We start from the raw sequence: 17,648 nt of genomic DNA, 5'->3' as shown, positions 1-17,648 counted from the left end.
CCCACACCCCTCGGAGGTACACCCCATGAGACGTCGACTTCTCCTCGCCGGTGCGCTCGCCACCGTGCTCGCCGCCGGCACCGCCTGCGGTGGCGGCGGTGGTGACGACGCGGCCGGCGGCGCGAGCGCCGAGAAGCTGACCATCTACACGGCCCGCGACAAGAAGGTCTCCACCTACGTCGTCGACCAGTTCACCGCCAAGTACCCGGAGTACAAGGGCAAGGTCGAGATCCTCAACCTGGGCGCGCAGGAGATCCTGGAGCGGGTCCGCGCCGAGAAGGCCAACCCGCAGGCCGACGTCTGGTGGGGCGGCACCCAGCAGGGGCTCTCCGCCGGCGCCGGCGAGGACCTGCTGACGTCCTGGCAGCCGGCGTTCGCCGAGAAGATGGACCCGAAGTACAAGGACGCCGAGGGCCGCTGGTTCGGGGAGATCCTGCTGCCCGAGGTCATCATGTACAACAACAAGGCGCTCACCCCGGAGCAGGCCCCGAAGGACTGGGACGACCTGCTGAAGCCGGAGTGGAAGGACAAGATCATCATCCGCGACGTGGCCGCGTCCGGCACGATGCGGTCGATCTACGCGTCGATGATCATGCGACAGTCCCCGGACGGCAGCAACCCGCAGCCCGGCTACGACTGGCTCAAGAAGCTCGACGCCAACACCGGCGCGTACGCGGCCAACCCGACCGACCTCTACCTGAAGCTCTCCCGCCAGCAGGGCGTGGTCAGTGCCTGGAACCTCCAGGACGTCCTGCTGCAGGCCAACCAGTCGAACATGCCGTTCGGCTACGTGATGCCCGCCTCCGGCGCCCCGGTGCTGGTCGACGGCATCGCCGCGGTCAAGGGCGGCAACACCACCGGCGCCCAGAAGTTCATGGAGTTCCTCTTCGACGACAAGCTGCGCGGCGACCTGGCCAAGGACTACTACCAGATCCCGGCCGTGGACATCGCCGAGAAGCCGGAGTGGCTGGCCCAGCTCGGCCTCAAGCCGCTGGACGTCAACTGGGACGTGATCGGCAAGAACGAGACCGAGTGGATCAACCACTGGAACAGCCAGATCAAGAACAAGGGCTGACCGCCCGGGCGTTTCGGGGGCGGGCCCGTCCCGCCCCCGCGCCCCCACCTGACGACCGACCAGGTCCGGTACCGCACGAAGGAGAGGACCTCATGATCGATGTCACGCTGGAGTCGGTGAGCAAGCGCTTCGCGCGCGGCGGCGACACCGCGGCCGTGGACGACGTCGACATCACCATCGCCGCCGGGGAGTTCTTCACGCTGCTCGGTCCGAGCGGCTGCGGCAAGACCACCACCCTGCGGATGGTGGCGGGGTTCTACTTCCCCACCTCCGGGCGGATCCGGTTCGGCACCGAGGACGTCACGCGCCGGCCGCCGAACAAGCGCGACACCGGCATGGTGTTCCAGAACTACGCGCTCTTCCCGCACATGAGCGTCGCGCAGAACGTCGCGTACGGCCTGAAGATCCGCAAGGTCGGGCGGGTCGAGGCGCGGCGGCGGGTCGAGGAGGCGCTCGGCCAGGTGCACCTCGCCGGCTACGGCGACCGGCGCATCGACGAGCTCTCCGGCGGTCAGCAGCAGCGCGTCGCCCTGGCCCGGGCGCTGGTGATCCGGCCGCGCACCCTGCTGCTCGACGAGCCGCTGTCCAACCTCGACGCCAAGCTGCGCGAGGAGACCCGGGTCGAGATCCGCCGCATCCAGCGCGAGGCCGGCACCACCTCCATCTACGTCACCCACGACCAGGCCGAGGCGATGGCCATGTCGGACCGGATCGCGGTCATGCAGTCCGGTCGGGTGCAGCAGATCGGCGCCCCGCAGGAGATCTACCACCGCCCGGCGACCAGCTTCGTGGCCCGCTTCATCGGCCGCAGCAACGTGCTCACCCTGCCGGTGGTCGCCGCCGACGCGCAGAGCGTCACCGTGGGGCTGCCCGCCGGCGGCGAGATCGCCGCGCCCGCCCCGGCCGACCACGGCCTGCGCCAGGGCGAGACCGCGCTGGTGTCCGTCCGGCCCGAGCACATCGGGCTGACCTCGGCCACCGAGGCGGGCGCGCTGTCCGGCCGGGTCACCGAGGTGGAGTTCACCGGCATGGCGACCAACCTCGTGGTCGACGTGGCCGGCGAGCCCGTGCAGGTCGCCGCCATCGACGTGCCGGCCGGGATCGCCGCCGGTGACCAGGTCGGGCTGCGGCTCAACCGGGAGCGGATGTGGGTGGTGCGCCCGTGAGCACCATCCCCGCCACGCCCAGCCCGGCCACCGTCGCCCCGATCACCGGCGAGCCGACGCCGCGCGGCCCGCGCCGCCGGCTCGCCGACCGCTTCGCCGGCGGCACCGGCTCGCGCTGGTTCCCGTACGTCCTGGTCTTCCCGCTCGCCCTGATCCTCTTCGGGTACGTGGTGCAGCCGATGTTCGCCACCTTCGCCGAGAGCGTCGGCGTGGACGGGGTGGAGAACTACAGCAGCTTCGTCACCGGCGGCGGGGTCGCCCGGTCCTCCCTGGTCACCTCGCTGATCATCTCCGCTGCCAGCGTGCTGCTCTGCGGCATCGTCGGCGTGGCGATGGCCTTCCTGCTCAAGCGCTTCTCGTTCCCCGGCCGCAAGCTGATCGAGGCGATCATCCTGGTGCCGGCGGCGCTGCCGCCGCTGATCGGGGCGATCTCATTCCAGCTGCTCTACAGCGAGACCGGCATCCTGCCGCGCGGCCTCCAGCAGCTCTTCGGCGCCGAGAACCCGGTGCTGCCGTTCAGCGGCATCGCCGGGGTGCTGGTCGTGCACACCTTCACCATGTACCCGTACTTCTACCTCTCGGCCTCGGCCGCGCTGTCGGGGATGGACCCGTCGGTGGAGGAGGCGGCGTACAACCTCGGCGCCGGCCGGGTCCGCGTGTGGCGCACGGTGCTGCTGCCGATGCTCACCCCGGCGCTGGTCTCCGCCTCGCTGCTGGTCTTCATGACCTCGCTGGCGTCGTACACCGCCCCGCTGCTGTTCGGCGTGGACCAGACGATGACCATGCAGATCTACATCAACCGCACCAACGGCGACCTGCCGATGGCCTCCACGTACGCCTCGGTGCTCGGCGTGGTCTCGGTGCTGTTCCTGCTCGGCATGCGCTGGTACGAGGGGCGGCGCAGCTACCGCTCCCAGTCCAAGGGCGTCGCCGCGCACCGCCGCGAGATCACCAACCCGCTGGGCAAGTGGCTCGCCCTGGCCGCCTCGATCCTGGCCACCGCGGTCCTGCTCGCGCCGGTGGCGACCATCGCCCTGGTGGCCTTCTCCCAGGACGGCTCCTGGACCACCGAGGTCATCCCGGCGGCGTACACCACGCAGAACTTCGTCACGATCTTCTCCGATCCGGCGGCGTTCCAGCCGATCCTCAACTCGCTGCAGATGAGCCTCATCGCCACCGTCGCCTGCGTCGTCGTCGGCGTGCTCATCGCGTACGCGGTGCGCCGGCTGGACTTCCGGGGCCGGGGCCTGCTGGACGTGGCGGTCATGCTGGCCTGGGCGCTGCCCGGCACGGTGGTGGCGATCAACCTGATCTCGGCGTTCAGCACGGGCAACGCGTTCAGCTTCGGGCAGGTGCTGATCGGTACCTTCTGGATCATGCCGCTGGCGTACTTCGTGCGGTTCCTGCCGCTGGTCTTCCGCTCCAGCTCGGCCACCCTGGCGCAGATCGACCCGTCGCTGGAGGAGGCCGCCCGCAACCTGGGCGCGTCCTGGTGGCGGGCGTTCGGCACCGTCACGCTGCGGCTGATGCTGCCCGGCGTGGTGGCCGGCGCGCTGCTCGCCTTCGTGCACGGCGTCGGCGAGTTCGTCGCCTCCGTGCTCATCTACACCTCCGAGACGGCGCCGATCTCCGTGGAGATCAACAACCGGATGTACTCGTTCGAGGTCGGCACCGCCGCCGCGTACGGCATGCTCCAGGTTGTCCTGATCTTCGTGGTGATGGTGGTCTCCGGCCGGCTGGAAGGCGGCCGGCGCTCCAGTCGGGAGGCGGCCCGGTGGACGGCGTGAACGCGGCCTGGCCGACGGGCGGCGGGCTGGTCCCCGCCGCCCGGATCCCCGGCGGGGAACTGGCGGCGGTCGCCGAGGCGGCGGACTTCGCGGTGCTGCCCGTCGGCGCGGTGGAGTGGCACGGCCCGCACCTGCCGCTCGGCACCGACCTGATCCTCGCCGAGGGCTTCGCCGCCGAGAGCGCGATCCCCGGCGACGGCGCGGCGCCGTCCGACGGCGGCACCCCGGACGGCACCGCGACCACCCCGGCCGGCGGGCGCGCGACGGCGGCGGGCCCGCGCGGGGTCCTCTTTCCCGCCGTGCCGTACGCCGCCTGCCCCGGCCAGACCCGGCCGTGGCCCGGCACCGTGGCGATCCGACCCGAGATCGCGGTCGGCTACCTCGCCGACGTCATCGAGGGGATCGTGGCCGCCGGGTTCCCCCGGCTGCTGATCGTCAACGGACACGACGCGAACATGTCGACGGTCCGGGCCGCCATGGAGTGGGTCTCCGGGCGGCGCACGGCGAGCCTGCTGCTGGTCAACTGGTTCCAGCTGGTCACGCCGGCCGAGACAACCGAGCTGTACGGGCCGCTGCCCGCGCGCGGGCACGGCGGGGCGTACGAGACCTCCGGGGTGCTCGGCTTCGACCCCGACGCGGTGCGCCTCGACGCGGTCGCCGACCTGCCGCCGAAGCCGAAGCTGCCGGTGACCCACCCGTACGTGCTGGTGGAGTCCCGGCCCGACCCGTGGCAGGGCTGGTCCGGGCACATCTCGCTGGCCGGCGAGGAGGTCGGCCGCCGCGTCCGGCACCTGGCCGCCGTCCGCCTGCGCGAGGTCGTCGCCGCCTGGGTGGCCGCCCCGCCGCCCGCCCCGCCCACCGACGCCCCGCTGCCCACCGACGTGACCGCCGGTGGACCCGAGCCCGAGGAGGCGCCGTGACCGTCGAGCGCGGACTGGACGTCGTCGACTTCCACCTGCACTTCCGCATCGGCGCCGACGAGACGATCCGGGCCTGCGAGCACGCCGCCGACATGCACCCCGGCGGCGAGCACGAGCGGGCCGTACGCGCCGCAGGCTCCGCCCCGTACGCGCGGCAGTGGCGGCAGGCGTGGGGCTTCCCCGACCCGGAGCCGCCCGCCGCGCGCTGGCAGGACGAGGCGGACCGCTGGGCCGAGGAGCTGCGCGCGGTGAACGTGCGCCGGGCGGTCTTCGTCACCGGCGGCGGCAACGACACCGTCGCCGACGTGGTCGAGCGCCACCCCGACCTGCTGCTCGGCTTCGCCCACCACGATCCGTACGGCGCGGACGCCGCCGCCGAGCTGGAGCGCGCGGTCGTCGAGCGCGGCCTGCGCGGGCTGAAGCTGTTCGCCCCGCTGCTGCGTGGCCCGCTCGACGACGAGGCCCTCGACCCGCTCTGGGGCGCCGCCCAGCGCCTCGGCGTGCCGGTGTTGATCCACATCGGTCACTACGGCAGCGCCGGCGGCCTGTCCCACGGCCGCTACGGCGGCCCGGACGAGCTGGCCCGGATGGCCCGCCGCTTCCCGGAGCTGGCCGTGGTGGTGCCGCACTTCGGCGTCCAGCACGTGCAGGACCTGCTCTTCGCCGCCTGGGGCTGCCCGAACATCCACGTCGACACCTCGGGGTCGAACCAGTGGGTGCGCTGGATGCCGTACAAGCTGACGCTGGAGGAGCTGTTCCGGCGCTGCTACGAGACCATCGGCCCGCACCGGATCGTGTTCGGCAGCGACTCGTCGTGGTTCCCGCGCGGTTACGTCACCCGCTACCTCGACGACCAGCTGCGGATCTGCCGCGAGCTGGGGCTGCCCGACGACCACCTACGCGCGATCTTCGCCGGGAACGCCGAGCGCCTGCTCGGCCTGGACGACTGACCGGCTGACGCCCGGACGCGGCGCGTGCCGCCGCGCCCGGCACGGAAGGAAGTAGAGACCGTCATGAGCACACCCGCGCTGACCACCTACCAGCGGCACCACCTGCGGCCGACCTACGACCACCACGTCGGGTACCTCTTCCCGGCGATGGTGCGGGCCAGCCAGGCCCACGTGGTGATGCTGGTCGAGCAGGGGCTGGTGCCCGCCGAGCGGGGCGCCCGGCTGCTGCGCGGGCTGGCCGAACTGCGCGCCGACACCGCCGGTGCGCCCGAGTTCGACGGCACCTTCGAGGACACCTACTACCTCATGGAGAAGCGGCTGGCGCAGGCGTGCGGCATCCCCACCTCGGAGCTCGACGTGCAGATGGCCCGCAGCCGCAACGACCTCGACGCCGGGGTGTTCCGGATGCTGCTGCGCGACCAGCTCCTCGGGGTCCTCGACCGGGTGCTCGCCGCCGGCGCGACGGCCCTGGACTCCGCGCACCGCTACGCCGACGTGGTCATCACCGGCTACACCCACCGCCGGCCGGCGCAGCCCACCACCATCGGGCACGCCCTCGCCGGCTACGCCGAGGCCCTCGCCGGTGAGGCCGTCGCCTACGCCGAGCTGATCGACCAGCTCAACACCTCGCCGCTGGGTTCCTGCGCCTTCGCGGGCACGGACCTGGACATCGCCCCCGCCCGGGTGGCGGAGCTGCTCGGCTTCGACGGCCTGGTCACCAACTCGTACGAGGCGGTGGCCGGCGCCGACCACCTCGTGCGGGTCGGCACCCTGAACGCTCAGGCCCTCGCGACCGGCGCCCGGCTGGCCCGCACCCTGATGGACTGGCTGAGCTGGCGCTGGGTGAGCACGCCCGGCGACTTCACCCAGGGCAGCAGCATCATGCCGCAGAAGCGCAACCCGGTGGTGCTGGAGCACCTCGTCTCGATGGCCGGCGCGACCGCCGCCGACGCCGCCAGCGTGCTCAACAACGTGGGCGCTGCCTGGTGGGAGGACTCCAACAACGCCACCACCGACGTGCAGGTGCGGCTGTGGGAGAGCAACGACCGCACCGACCGGTTCTTCGCCCTGCTCGGCGGCTTCCTCGCCGAGATCGAGCCGCTGGAGCCGCCGTCGGCCGAGGAGATCGTCGCCTCCGGCGCCACCACCACGGCCGCGGCCGACGCGCTGACCCGGCACGGGGTGCCGTTCCGGGCCGCCCACTCGGTGGTCGGCCGGCTGGTCCGGGACGGGGCACCGGGCACCTGGACCGCGCAGGGCGTCCGGGCGGCGGCCGACGGGATCGCCGACGGGCTGACCGACGCGGCGGTCGCCGACCTGATCGCCGCCGCCGTACGTCCCGAGCTGGTGCTCGACCGCGCCCAGGTCGACGGCCCCGGCGCGGACGCGGTGCGCGCCCAGGTGGCGGTGCTGCGCGGCACCTTCGACACCGTCGCCGCCCGGCTTGCCGGCGTGCGCGCCCGGCTGGCCGCCGCCGACGAGGCGCTGGACGCCTTCGCCGCGCAGGGGGCGGCCCGATGAGGGCCCGCGACGCGGCGGCCGGAACGGCGGGGGCGGCCCGGTGAGCGTGCGACTGGCCGGCCGGGCCGCCCAGCCCGCGCCGCCGGCCGGCGACGCGGGCGTGCTGCTCGGCATCGACTTCGGCGGCACCAAGATGGCGGTCGGGGTGGCCGACGCGCAGGGCCGGCTGCTGGTTCGCGAGCGGGTCCCGACGTACGCCGAGCGGGGTGCCCCGCAGGCCCTGGACCGCGCCCTGGAGCTGGCCGCGAAGCTGGTGGGGGAGGTCGGCGCCCCGGTCACGGCGGCCGGGATCGCCTCGCCCGGTGTGGTCCGTTCCGACGGCATCGACCTGGCCCCGAACGTGCCCGGGTGGGACGGGCTGCGCCTCGCCGACGCGGTGCACGACCGGCTGGCGGTGCCGGTGGTGGCGGTCGACAACGACCTCAACGCCGCTGCGCTGGCCGAGCTGCGGCTCGGCGCGCTCCGCGACGCCGATCCCGGCCTGGTGGTGGGCCTGGGCACCGGGGTGGCGGCGGCGGTCACGGTGCGCGGGTCGGTGCTGGCCGGTCACCACGGGACGGCCGGCGAGATCGGGTACGCGGTGGCCGGCGGCCCGTGGCCGGGCACGATGCTGGAACTGGGCTTCTCCGGGCGGGCGCTGGACCGGCTCGCCGAGTCGCTCGGCGTGGCCGGCGGCGCGCGGGGCCTGGCCGCCGCCGCCGAGCGCCCCGGCGCGGCCCGGGACGCGCTGACGGCCCGGGCGGAGGAGCTGGCCCGGCACCTGGTCACCTGCTGCCTGCTGCTGGACCCGCAGCGGGTGGTGCTGGTCGGCGGGGTGGCCGGCAACACGCTGATCCGAAGCCTGCTGGGGGAGCGGATGGCGGCGGTCCTGCCGTACCCGCCGGAGGTGGTGCTGTCGCGCTTCGCCGACGACGCCGCGTTGCTCGGCGCGGTCATCCTCGCCCGCGAGGCGGTGCCGACGCCCCGCTGAGGGTGCCGGCCGGGCACACCTCCCGGCGCTGCAAGCACTTGCAAGCCGTGAAGTCGGCGATCCACCATGGATCGCCGGCTTCACGGCTTTCGACGTCTATGACCAATGCCGCTGGCGGGTGTCAGCAATGTTGCCATGAAATTTCGAGAAGTCTGCTGCAAGGTATTGCAGAGCTTGCCAACGATCGAGCATTGTCTTTGCTACGCGGACGGCGTCCCCTCTTGTCAGTGCCTCTTCATCCCCGGAAGAAGGTCTCTCTGTCATGGCACGATCGAAACCGCCCCTGCGCGTGCGCATCCCCCGCCTGCTCCTCGCCGCCGCCGTCGTCGCGTCCGGCGTCACCCCGCTCGTGGCGAGCACCGCCGCGCCCGCGAGCGCCGCCGTCGCCCTCAACGACAGCGAGGTGACGGCGAACCTGTGGGAATGGAACTGGAACTCCGTCGCGGCGGCCTGCACCGACCACCTCGGCCCCGCGGGCTACGGCGCGGTCCAGGTCGCGCCGCCCCAGGAGTCGGTGAGCCTGCCCAACACCGCCGACGGGGTCCACCCCTGGTACGAGGTGTACCAGCCGGTGTCCTACAAGCTGGAGAGCCGGTTCGGCAACCGGCAGCAGTTCGCCGCCATGGTCACCGCGTGCCACGCCGCCGGCGTACGCGTCTACGTCGACGCGGTCGTCAACCACATGGCCGGCGTCAACAACCCCGCCGGCACCGTCGGCTACGCCGGCACGACCTTCACCGGCTACGACTACCCGACGGTCCCGTACGGCTACGGCGACTTCCACCATCCCGGCGACAACTGCCCGACCTCCGGCGGCATCACCGACTGGAACAACGAGTCCCAGGTGACCAGCTGCGAACTGCTCTCCCTGTCGGACCTCTACACCGAGAAGGAACAGGTCCGCAACAAGATCGCCGCCTACCTCAACGACCTGATCGGGCTGGGCGTGGACGGGTTCCGCGTCGACGCCGTCAAGCACGTCAAGAAGGCCGACTTCGCGGCCATCATCGGCAAGCTCAACAACACGGTCGCGGAGAACAAGCGCCCGTACGTCGCCCAGGAGATCTTCGACGGCGCCTCGAACGACGCGCTCAGGGCCCGGGCGTTCATCGGCAACGGCGACGTGCTCGACTTCGCGTACGCCAAGGGTCTGCGCTCCAGCTTCCAGGGCTCGATCGCGAACCTCGCGAACATTCCGAACTGGAACCTCGACGCGCCCAGCGCGAACGTCTTCGCCATGGTCACCAACCACGACCTGGAACGCGACGGGGTGGTGCTGTCCTACAAGAACGGCAGCGACTACACCCTGGCCAACTACTTCGCGCTGGCCTACCCGCACGGCAAGCCCTCGGTCTACGACAGCTTCACCTGGTCGAACCGCAACCAGTCGCCGCCGGCCACCGGCAGCGGCCACGTGACCGACACCGTCTGCGGCGGCACCTGGACCTGCCTGACCCGGTCCACCGGGATCAAGGGCATGGTCGGCTGGGCCAACACCGCCCGCAACGTCAAGACCATCTCGGACTTCACCGTCGTCAACAGCAACGTCGTCGGCTTCCACCGGGGCGACCGCGGGTGGATCGGCATCAACGACTCCGCCGCCGCCAGCACCGCCCAGTTCGTCACCGGCCTCGCCGACGGCGCGTACTGCGACGTCATCTCCGGCGCCGCCACCGCCGCCGGCTGCACCGGCGCCACGGTCACCGTGACCGGCGGCCGGGCCACCGTCACCATCCCCGCCAACGGCGCGGTCGCCATCCACGCCAACGCCCGCGGTGGCCCCGCCGCCAAGGTCGCCACCACCTTCACCGCCACCGCCTCGCTGCCCGCCGACCGCACGCTGCATCTGGTGGGTGACGCCCCCGCGCTCGGCAACGGCGACGCGGGCACCTCCGTGCCGCTCACCCGCACCGCCACCGGCACCTGGACGGCGACGGTCGACCTGCCGGCGACCACCGCCGTCTCCTACCGGTACCTGGTCAAGAGCGGAACCACGGTGGTCGAGCAGGAGGCCACCAGCCGCACCTTCACCACCCCCGCCGGCGGGACGACGACCCGGACCGACACCTACGTGCCGGGACCCGTGGGGGACGCCGTCGCCACGACGTTCACCGTCACGGCCTCGGTGGCCGCCGGCCAGGAGGTCTACGTCGTCGGCAGCGTCCCGGCGCTGGGCACCTGGGCGCCGGCGAACGCCGTGCGGCTGCCCGCCGCCGGTGGGGTCTTCCGGGGCGTGGTCGACCTGCCCCGGTCCACCACGGTGGAGTACAAGTTCATCAAGAAGACCGCGGCCGGGGTCGTCACCTGGGAGTCCGGCGCGAACCGGAGCCTGACCACCCCGTCGGGCGGCGGCCTCACCGTCACCGAGACCTTCCGCGGCGACACCGCCGGACCGGTCGCCACGGCCTTCCACGCGACCGCCACCACCACCTTCGGCCAGAACGTGTACGTCGTCGGCAACCTGCCCGCCCTCGGCGGCTGGAACCCCGCGAACGCCGTCGCGCTCTCCCCGGCCGACTACCCCGTCTGGCGGGCCACCGTCAGCCTGCCGCCGAACACCGCCGTCGAGTACAAGTACCTGAAGAAGAACCCCGACGGCTCCGTCACCTGGGAGTCCGGCGGCAACCGGAGCTTCACCACCCCGGCGGGCGGCACCAGCACCCGCACCGACACCTGGCGCTGAGCCACCGGGTGGCCGGCCCGCCCGGGGCCGGCCACCCTGCCGTCCGGCCGACGTGGCGGTGCGCGCAGGACATCGGGAACCTTCCATGCGTTGGTACGCTCGTCCGGCGCGGAGGGGTGCAGACGGATGAGCGAACCGGGCCGGGAGGCGCAGGAGGCGTTGGCCTGGTTCGTCGGTGAACTCCGGCGCCTGCGGCAGCTCTGCGGCGCCCCCTCGCTGAACACGCTGGTCGCCATCTCGGCATCGCTGCGGCAGCCACTGGCGCGCTCGACGTTGAGCGACAAGCTCAACGCCAAGTCACTGCCCGAGTGGTCGTTCGTCGTCGCCTTCGTCACCGCCTGCCGGGCGCACGCCGACCGGGTCGGTGTCCGGCTGCCGGCCGAGCTGGCGGAGCTGGGCCACTGGGACGCGGCGCACTGGCGGCTGCTCAGGATCGCCGACGCCGCCCGTACGGAGGATCGGCTGCGCTCCGCCGCCCACGCCCAGCTCAGCCGCCGCGGCGGCGGGGGCGCCGCACCGGCCGGCCAACCCGAGCCGCCCGCACCGGCAGGCCGGCCGGCCGAGGTCCTCGGACAGGTGACACCTCGGCAACTGCCGGCGGCCGTACCCCATTTCGTGGGTCGCACGGCGGCGCTCGCCGCACTGGCTGCCCTGCTGCCGCACCAGGGAGGCGTACCGGGCGTGACGACGATCTGCCTGATCAGCGGCACGGCCGGCGTCGGCAAGACGACCCTGGCGGTCGGCTGGGGGCACCAGGTCGCCGACCGTTTTCCCGACGGGCAGCTCTACGTCAACCTCCGCGGCTTCGACGCGACCGGGCCGGCGGACCCGGCGGAGGTGCTGCGCGAGTTCGTCGAAGCCCTCGGCGTGCCGGCGCAGCGCGTCCCGGCGGGACCGGCCGCCCGCGCCGGGCTGTTCCGTAGCCTGCTCACGGGCCGGCGCGTGCTCGTGCTGCTCGACAACGCCGGCGACGCCGACCAGGTCCGCCCGCTGCTGCCCGGTTCGCCGGGGTGCCTGGTGGTGGTGACCAGCCGGGGGCACCTGCCGGGGCTGCTCACCATCGAGGGGGCCCGTCCGCTCCTGCTCGACCCGCTGTCGCGCAGCGAGGCGTACGAGCTGCTGTCGCGGCGGCTCGGCGCGGACCGGGTGGGAGACGAGCCGGACGCGGTGGACCGGATCGTCCGGACGGCCGCGGGACTGCCGCTCGCGCTCGCCATCGTGGCGGGACGGGCCGCCGCCCAGCCGAACCTCGGCCTCGGCCGGCTCGCCGACGAGCTGACCGGCCCGGGCGGTCTCGACCGGTTCAGCCACGGTGACGCGGCCGCCGACATCCGCACGGTCTTCTCATGGTCGTACCGCAACCTGGACGCCACCTCGGCCCGGGCGTTCCGGCTGCTCGGGCTGCACCCCGGGCCGGAGGTCTGCGTGCCGGCGCTGGCGAGTCTCGCCGGCGTGGCGGTGGCGCGGGCGGGGCGGAGCATGGCGGCGCTCGTCCGCGCGAACCTGGTCTCCGAGCCGCTCCCGGGACGGTACGTCCTGCACGACCTCCTGCGCGCCTACGCGGCTGAGCTGGTCGCCGGGCACGAGCCCGAGGAGGCCCGCCGGGAGGCGGTCGGGCGGCTGCTCGACTACTACCTGCACACCGCGTACGCCGCGGACGTGCTCCTCTACGACCAGCGGGACCCGATCAGCCCCGCCCCGGCGCGCACGGGCACGGCGGTCACCGCGCTCACCGACCGGACGGCGGCGTGGCGCTGGCTGACCAGCGAGCACCGGGTGCTCCTGGCCGTCGTCGGCCTCGCCATGGACGCCCGGTTCGACACGCACGCCTGGCAGCTCGCCTGGACCGTCAACACGTACCTCGATCGTCTCGGGGCCTGGCAGGAACAGCTGGCGGTCCAGGAGCGGGCGCTGCTCGCCGCCTCACGGGCGGCCGACCGGGACGGCGAGGCCCGGGCCCACCGCAACCGGGCCGTGGCCTGCCTGCGGCTGGAGGACCACGACCAGGCCCAGGCCCACCTGCACCGGTCCCTCGGGCTCTACACCGACCTCGGCGACGCGATCGGCAGCGCCCGGGCCCACCTCAACCTCGGCATCGTGGCCGAACGTCAGGGCCGCTACGAGCGGGCGCTGCACCACGCGCAGCAGGCCCTCGGCCTGTTCACGGCGGCGGGAAACACCAACGGGAAGGCCAACGCGCTGAACAACATCGGCTGGTACCACAGCCAGCTCGGCGACTACGAGCAGGCGCTCGGCCACTGCACGCAGGCGCTGGTCCTGCAACAGCAGGTCGGCAACCGGTACTGGCAGGCGCACACCTGGGACAGCCTCGGCTACGTGTACTACCGGCTGGAGCGGCAGGCGGAGGCGATCCGCTGCTACGGCAACGCGCTCGCGCTGTGGCGGGAGGCGGCGGAGCGCTACTACGAGGCGACGACGCTCACCCATCTCGGCGACAGCCACCGCGCCGCCGGAGCACCGGAGCCCGCCTGCCGCGCCTGGCGCGGTGCGCTGGAGATCCTGGAGCAACTCGGCCACACCGACGCCGAGCGGATCCGGGACAGGCTGCGCTCCGCGCCCGCGCGGTCCTCCTGACGGCGGCGTCGACACCAGAGCCGCCACGGCGCGCTCCCGGGGCGATGGCCTGCCGCCACGCGCCCCGGGAGTCTGCTGCCGGACGGGTCAACGCCACTGCAGGTAGTTGTTGACGACCGGGGCCGTGATCCGGGTGACGATGTTGTTGGTGGCTCCGGGCCCGGCGCCGTACGGGCCACTCGCGAGGATCCCCAGCACCGTCGAGACCGGACACACGCAGGGCGGTGGCGGCGGGCACGGGCACGGGATCACCAGCGGCGGCCGCGTCGGGCACCAGTCGTCCGGGTTGGGCGTGTAGAAGACGGGGCTGCCGTTCTGCCCGCCGACGAAGGGATGCCGGACGTAGAAGAAGCTCGTGCTCTCGGCACGGATGACGTCCTTGCTGGCCCACTGGCCGGGCCGGTCGAGCGGGTATCCCTGGGTCGTCGTGCAGGACCCGGTCACCGGCTGGCTCGGGTAACCGAGGCCGAGCCAGCCGGTCCTGGCGCCGATCGTGCAGTTGAGCTGCACCGCCCCGTAGTTGTAGGCCGGGTCGGCGGGGGTGGGGGCGTAGATCGAGCCGGTCCAGCCCGAGGGGGCGAAGAGCCGGACCGCCGCGCACGAGCCGAAGGGTGCCGTCGTGCCGTCGTGCCCCGGGTACGCGACGACGTTGGTGCGCCAACTGCCGTTGGAGCCGCCGGAGTGCACGCAGTGGCCGGCGGTCGCGACCGTACGCTCGCTGATCATGAAGCCGGTGCACTGGCCGCCGGTGAACGTCAGCCGGACGGTGGCGCTGGCGGGATACGCGGTGGTCGGCGTGACCGGCACCCGCGTGTCGGGACCGAAGATCGCGTTGATGCCGGCGGTGGGAGCCGCGCCGGCTGCGGCGCCGGCGCCGGTCGCCGGGACCGTGGTGCTTGTGACCCGGTGCCCGGACGACGTGGCGTCGCTGACGGCGGGCCGGTCCCCGGCCGTCGCGGCAGCCGCCGGGGCGGCCGGAGGTGCGGCGGTGCCGACGGCTACGGCGGCGAGGGCTACGATCGCCCATCTCTTTCTCAGCATGGCTCTCCTCTGGCCGGGCGGGGCTCTCCCCGCGCTCACGCCTACGCAGACCAGGCTGCGGACACGCCGCGCCGTCCGGCCGGTTCCCGGACACCGGATCCTCCCGGCCGGACACCGACCGGCGTCCTCGCCGGCTCGCTACGCCGCAGGGCGCGCGGTCACCCGTCCGGACACGGTCCGTGATCTATCGTGAGTGTCGAGTGCCGGATCGACACCAACTCACCGGGGGTAGGGCATGGGCCTGATCCACATCGAGCTGTTCGCAACCCTCGACCTCGTCGGGCAGGCGCCCGGCGGTCCCGAGGAGGACCCGGCGGGGTTCCCGTTCGGCGGCTGGCAGGCGCCCCTGCTGGACGCGGTCTCCGGGGCGCAGGTCGCTGCCGCCTACGAGGGCACCGACGCCCTCCTGCTCGGCCGGCGGACGTACGACATCTTCGCCGCCCACTGGCCGCACCAGGAGGGCGGCGAGGACAACGAGATCGCCACGCTCTTCAACCGCGTCCCGAAGTACGTGGCCTCCCGGGGCAGGCCCGACCTCTCGTGGGCCAACTCCACCCAGCTCGGCCCGGATCTGGTCGGCGCGGTGCGCGAGGTCCGTGACCGGCACGAGCACGTGAAGGTCGTCGGGAGCCTGAACCTGGTGCAGACCCTCCTGCGCGAGAAGCTCTTCGACCGACTCGACCTCTGGGTGCACCCGATCGTGCTCGGCGTCGGGAAGAAGGTCTTCGACGGTGGCGCGGTGCCCACGAACGTCACCCTTCTCGAACCGCCGGTGGCCAACCCGCGCGGCACCGTCTACCTGCGCTACGGGCTCGCCGACGGCACGCCCGCAACGGGGGACATGAGCGCACCCGATCGCGGTGCCGGACGCGACGACTGAAACTCTCAGGCAGGCGCGGGCCAGGCAGGTCCGCGCCTGCCGCCTTCCGCACCCCGAGCCCGACCACGCACCCAGGCGGAGAGATGGCCAAGCTGATCAACACCGACATCGTGTCCCTCGACGGGTTCATCAACGACGAGAACGGCAAGTTCGGCTGGAGCGAGCCGGTCGAAGAGGTGCACCGCTTCCTCAACGACCTGGACCGGGGCATCGGCACCCACCTCTACGGCCGCCGGCTCTACGATGTGATGTCCTACTGGGAGACCGCTCACGAGGAGCCCGGGCACCCCGACTACATCCTCGACTACAGCGAGATCTGGCGCTCCGCCGACAAGATCGTGTATTCGTCCACGCTGGAGGCGCCGCGCAGCGCCCGCACCCGTATCGAGCGCACGTTCGACCCGGCGGCGGTCCGCGCGCTCAAGGAGTCGGCCACGCGCGACCTGGCGATCGGCGGCGCCAACCTGGCCGCCCAGGCCCACCGGGCCGGCCTGGTCGACGAGATCTGCCTCGTCATCTGCCCGGTGCTCGTCGGTGGCGGCACGCGCGCCCTGCCCGACGGCGTCCGGCGCAACCTGACCCTGCTCGACCAGCACACCTTCTCGCAGGGCACGATCTTCGCGCGTTACCGCGTGGACCGCTGACCCGGCGTCACCGCCAGGAGCGCCCTGGTCGGCCGCCGTACCTCAGGGTGGCGAGGACCGGCGAGTAGCCGGACCCGACCGACCTGGGCCGAGCGACGCCGGTGACCAGGGGCTCGCGGCCCCGGCACGACCACTTCTACGACACGGCCTATGCCGCCGACGCGGCCCGCGGGTCGTTCGGCCGGGTGCGCTGCGCCAATCCGGGCGCCGAACGGTCGGAGCGGCCCTGGCCGCCGGTCGGCCGTGCCGCGTGCGGCGACGGCTGCCCGGAGTCGGTCCGGGCCATGCGCAGTGCGCGCTGGGCGTTGTTCCAGGCCGGGCAGGGCCAGGCCTGGCCCGCGCAGAGCAGGTTGCGGCAACCGCCGTCCCCGTCCGGCTCGTGGGCGTCGGCCACGTCCAGGGCGAGCTTCCACAGCAGCGGGTCGGTCACCTCGGCGGGACGGTCTGCCTGACGGTCGGACCGGGCGGTGGTGTCGGACACGAGTTGATCCCCCTTGAGCGCAGGTGCGATCTGCAACCTTCTCCAGTTTCCACCCCGGCGAAACCTCGGCACCCCTTCCAGGCTGCGCAACAGGGCGCCGGGCGGCTCGCAGGCGGGGGCGGGGTGGCCGAGATCACCGGACAGCCGGCCCGCACGAGGCCGCCACGGCGACACCTGCGGCGGAACGGGCCCGTCACTCTCAGTGGTGCGGGGCGTGCGGCGGCCGGTTGCGGCGCATCCGCAGCGCCGCGACCGCGGCGACGATCAGCAGGACCGCCAGGGTGGGCCCACCCGCGATGACCATGAGCCCCGCTCCGATGTTGGCGCCGATCCCGCCAGCGGTCAGCACCCGCCAGGCGAGGCCGAGGAGGACGCCGGCCGCGACGAGCGGCGTCAGCACCCACCACCACCGGCGGTCGAGACTGCGGCGTGCGGTGGCCCGGAGCAGCCAGGCGAGCGCGAGGACGACGCCGACGCATGCCAACACGCCGACGACGCGGTCTCCGGTCGCGCCGAGGCTCACCGGCCGGATCGCGTAGTCCAACTCGACGCCCTCGGCGGCGAGTCGCCGGGCCTCGTCGCCGGTCAGGTCGCCGATGAGCCACCAGGCCGCCACGGGGGTGCAGAGAAGCAGGACGAGTGCGGTGATCGGAAACGTCGGTCGGTGCTGCTTCGTCATGCCTGCTGCCTTCTCCCGGCGATCTTGTCCACGTTGCTCGGGTAAGTATGTGGGTGCTCCCCGGGCGGGGCGTGAGCACTCCTACTCAACGCCGGTCGTACGTCGGCCGTCGGCGCGCACGACACATCGATGGGCATTGACATGAGAGTTCGCGTGCACTGAGGATGGCCTCAGCTCGTGGTGCGCGACCGACGGGCGGAGCCGCACCCGGGCGGCCCCCACGGCCATCCCGTTCCGGCCGCCCTGCCGACACCAG

At 73.2% G+C, this 17,648-nt stretch carries 14 protein-coding genes; 11 read left to right on the top strand and 3 right to left on the bottom strand.

The genetic code is table 11. The annotated features are described in order from the left end of the window. Positions 1-25: 25 nt before the first annotated feature. The 9 genes from AC5L34_RS25395 to AC5L34_RS25355 all read left to right on the top strand — a co-directional run bounded on the left by AC5L34_RS25395 (position 26) and on the right by AC5L34_RS25355 (position 13,667). The gene (locus tag AC5L34_RS25395) at positions 26-1,075 is read left to right on the top strand and encodes an extracellular solute-binding protein (RefSeq protein ID WP_089000181.1); all 1,050 of its coding nucleotides are present in this window, start codon (positions 26-28) and stop codon (positions 1,073-1,075) included. Positions 1,076-1,167: 92 nt separating this feature from the next. Then, the gene (locus AC5L34_RS25390; protein WP_494827262.1) at positions 1,168-2,241 is read left to right on the top strand and encodes an ABC transporter ATP-binding protein; all 1,074 of its coding nucleotides are present in this window, start codon (positions 1,168-1,170) and stop codon (positions 2,239-2,241) included. Then, entirely contained in the window at positions 2,238-4,028 is a 1,791-nt protein-coding gene (locus AC5L34_RS25385) for an ABC transporter permease (RefSeq protein WP_494827260.1), read from the top strand. Before AC5L34_RS25390 ends, AC5L34_RS25385 begins: the two co-directional genes overlap by 4 nt. Further along, positions 4,016-4,948: a creatininase family protein gene (locus AC5L34_RS25380; RefSeq protein ID WP_494827258.1), complete on the top strand. Its 933-nt coding sequence runs from the start codon at positions 4,016-4,018 to the stop codon at positions 4,946-4,948. The genes AC5L34_RS25385 and AC5L34_RS25380 overlap by 13 nt, the downstream gene beginning before the upstream one ends. After that, complete coding sequence (locus AC5L34_RS25375) at positions 4,945-5,898, top strand: amidohydrolase family protein (RefSeq protein ID WP_494827256.1); 954 nt, start codon at positions 4,945-4,947, stop codon at positions 5,896-5,898. Before AC5L34_RS25380 ends, AC5L34_RS25375 begins: the two co-directional genes overlap by 4 nt. 63 nt (positions 5,899-5,961) lie before the next feature. Then, on the top strand, positions 5,962-7,419 hold the full coding sequence (locus tag AC5L34_RS25370; RefSeq protein ID WP_494827255.1) for an argininosuccinate lyase: 1,458 nt from the start codon (positions 5,962-5,964) through the stop codon (positions 7,417-7,419). Between the two features lie 40 nt (positions 7,420-7,459). Further along, positions 7,460-8,389: an ROK family protein gene (locus AC5L34_RS25365; RefSeq protein ID WP_494827253.1), complete on the top strand. Its 930-nt coding sequence runs from the start codon at positions 7,460-7,462 to the stop codon at positions 8,387-8,389. Between the two features lie 262 nt (positions 8,390-8,651). Further along, positions 8,652-11,072, top strand: coding sequence for a carbohydrate-binding module family 20 domain-containing protein (locus AC5L34_RS25360; protein ID WP_494827251.1), 2,421 nt, complete (start codon positions 8,652-8,654; stop codon positions 11,070-11,072). Positions 11,073-11,198: 126 nt separating this feature from the next. Next, the gene (locus tag AC5L34_RS25355) at positions 11,199-13,667 is read left to right on the top strand and encodes an ATP-binding protein (protein WP_494827250.1); all 2,469 of its coding nucleotides are present in this window, start codon (positions 11,199-11,201) and stop codon (positions 13,665-13,667) included. 87 nt (positions 13,668-13,754) lie between these two features. Here AC5L34_RS25355 and AC5L34_RS25350 read toward each other — a convergent pair whose 3' ends face one another. Then, positions 13,755-14,708: a trypsin-like serine peptidase gene (locus AC5L34_RS25350; RefSeq protein WP_441177220.1), complete on the bottom strand. Its 954-nt coding sequence runs from the start codon at positions 14,706-14,708 to the stop codon at positions 13,755-13,757. Between the two features lie 235 nt (positions 14,709-14,943). Between AC5L34_RS25350 and AC5L34_RS25345 the strand changes: the two genes are divergently transcribed. Further along, a complete protein-coding gene (locus AC5L34_RS25345) occupies positions 14,944-15,588 on the top strand; it encodes a dihydrofolate reductase family protein (RefSeq protein ID WP_441177219.1) in 645 nt (214 codons plus the stop codon). 83 nt (positions 15,589-15,671) lie between these two features. Further along, entirely contained in the window at positions 15,672-16,232 is a 561-nt protein-coding gene (locus AC5L34_RS25340; RefSeq protein ID WP_441177218.1) for a dihydrofolate reductase family protein, read from the top strand. A 148-nt stretch (positions 16,233-16,380) separates the two neighbouring features. Here AC5L34_RS25340 and AC5L34_RS25335 read toward each other — a convergent pair whose 3' ends face one another. Together AC5L34_RS25335 and AC5L34_RS25330 are read right to left on the bottom strand one after the other, a co-directional pair. Next, positions 16,381-16,713, bottom strand: coding sequence for a hypothetical protein (locus AC5L34_RS25335; protein ID WP_441177217.1), 333 nt, complete (start codon positions 16,711-16,713; stop codon positions 16,381-16,383). A 199-nt stretch (positions 16,714-16,912) separates the two neighbouring features. Then, entirely contained in the window at positions 16,913-17,392 is a 480-nt protein-coding gene (locus tag AC5L34_RS25330; RefSeq protein WP_494827247.1) for a hypothetical protein, read from the bottom strand. Positions 17,393-17,648 lie beyond the last annotated feature (256 nt).

The sequence above is a fragment of the Micromonospora sp. ZG13 genome (assembly GCF_059359355.1).
The sequence above is the reverse complement of the archived record's forward strand: the minus strand, read 5'-3'. Positions and strand labels throughout refer to the sequence as shown.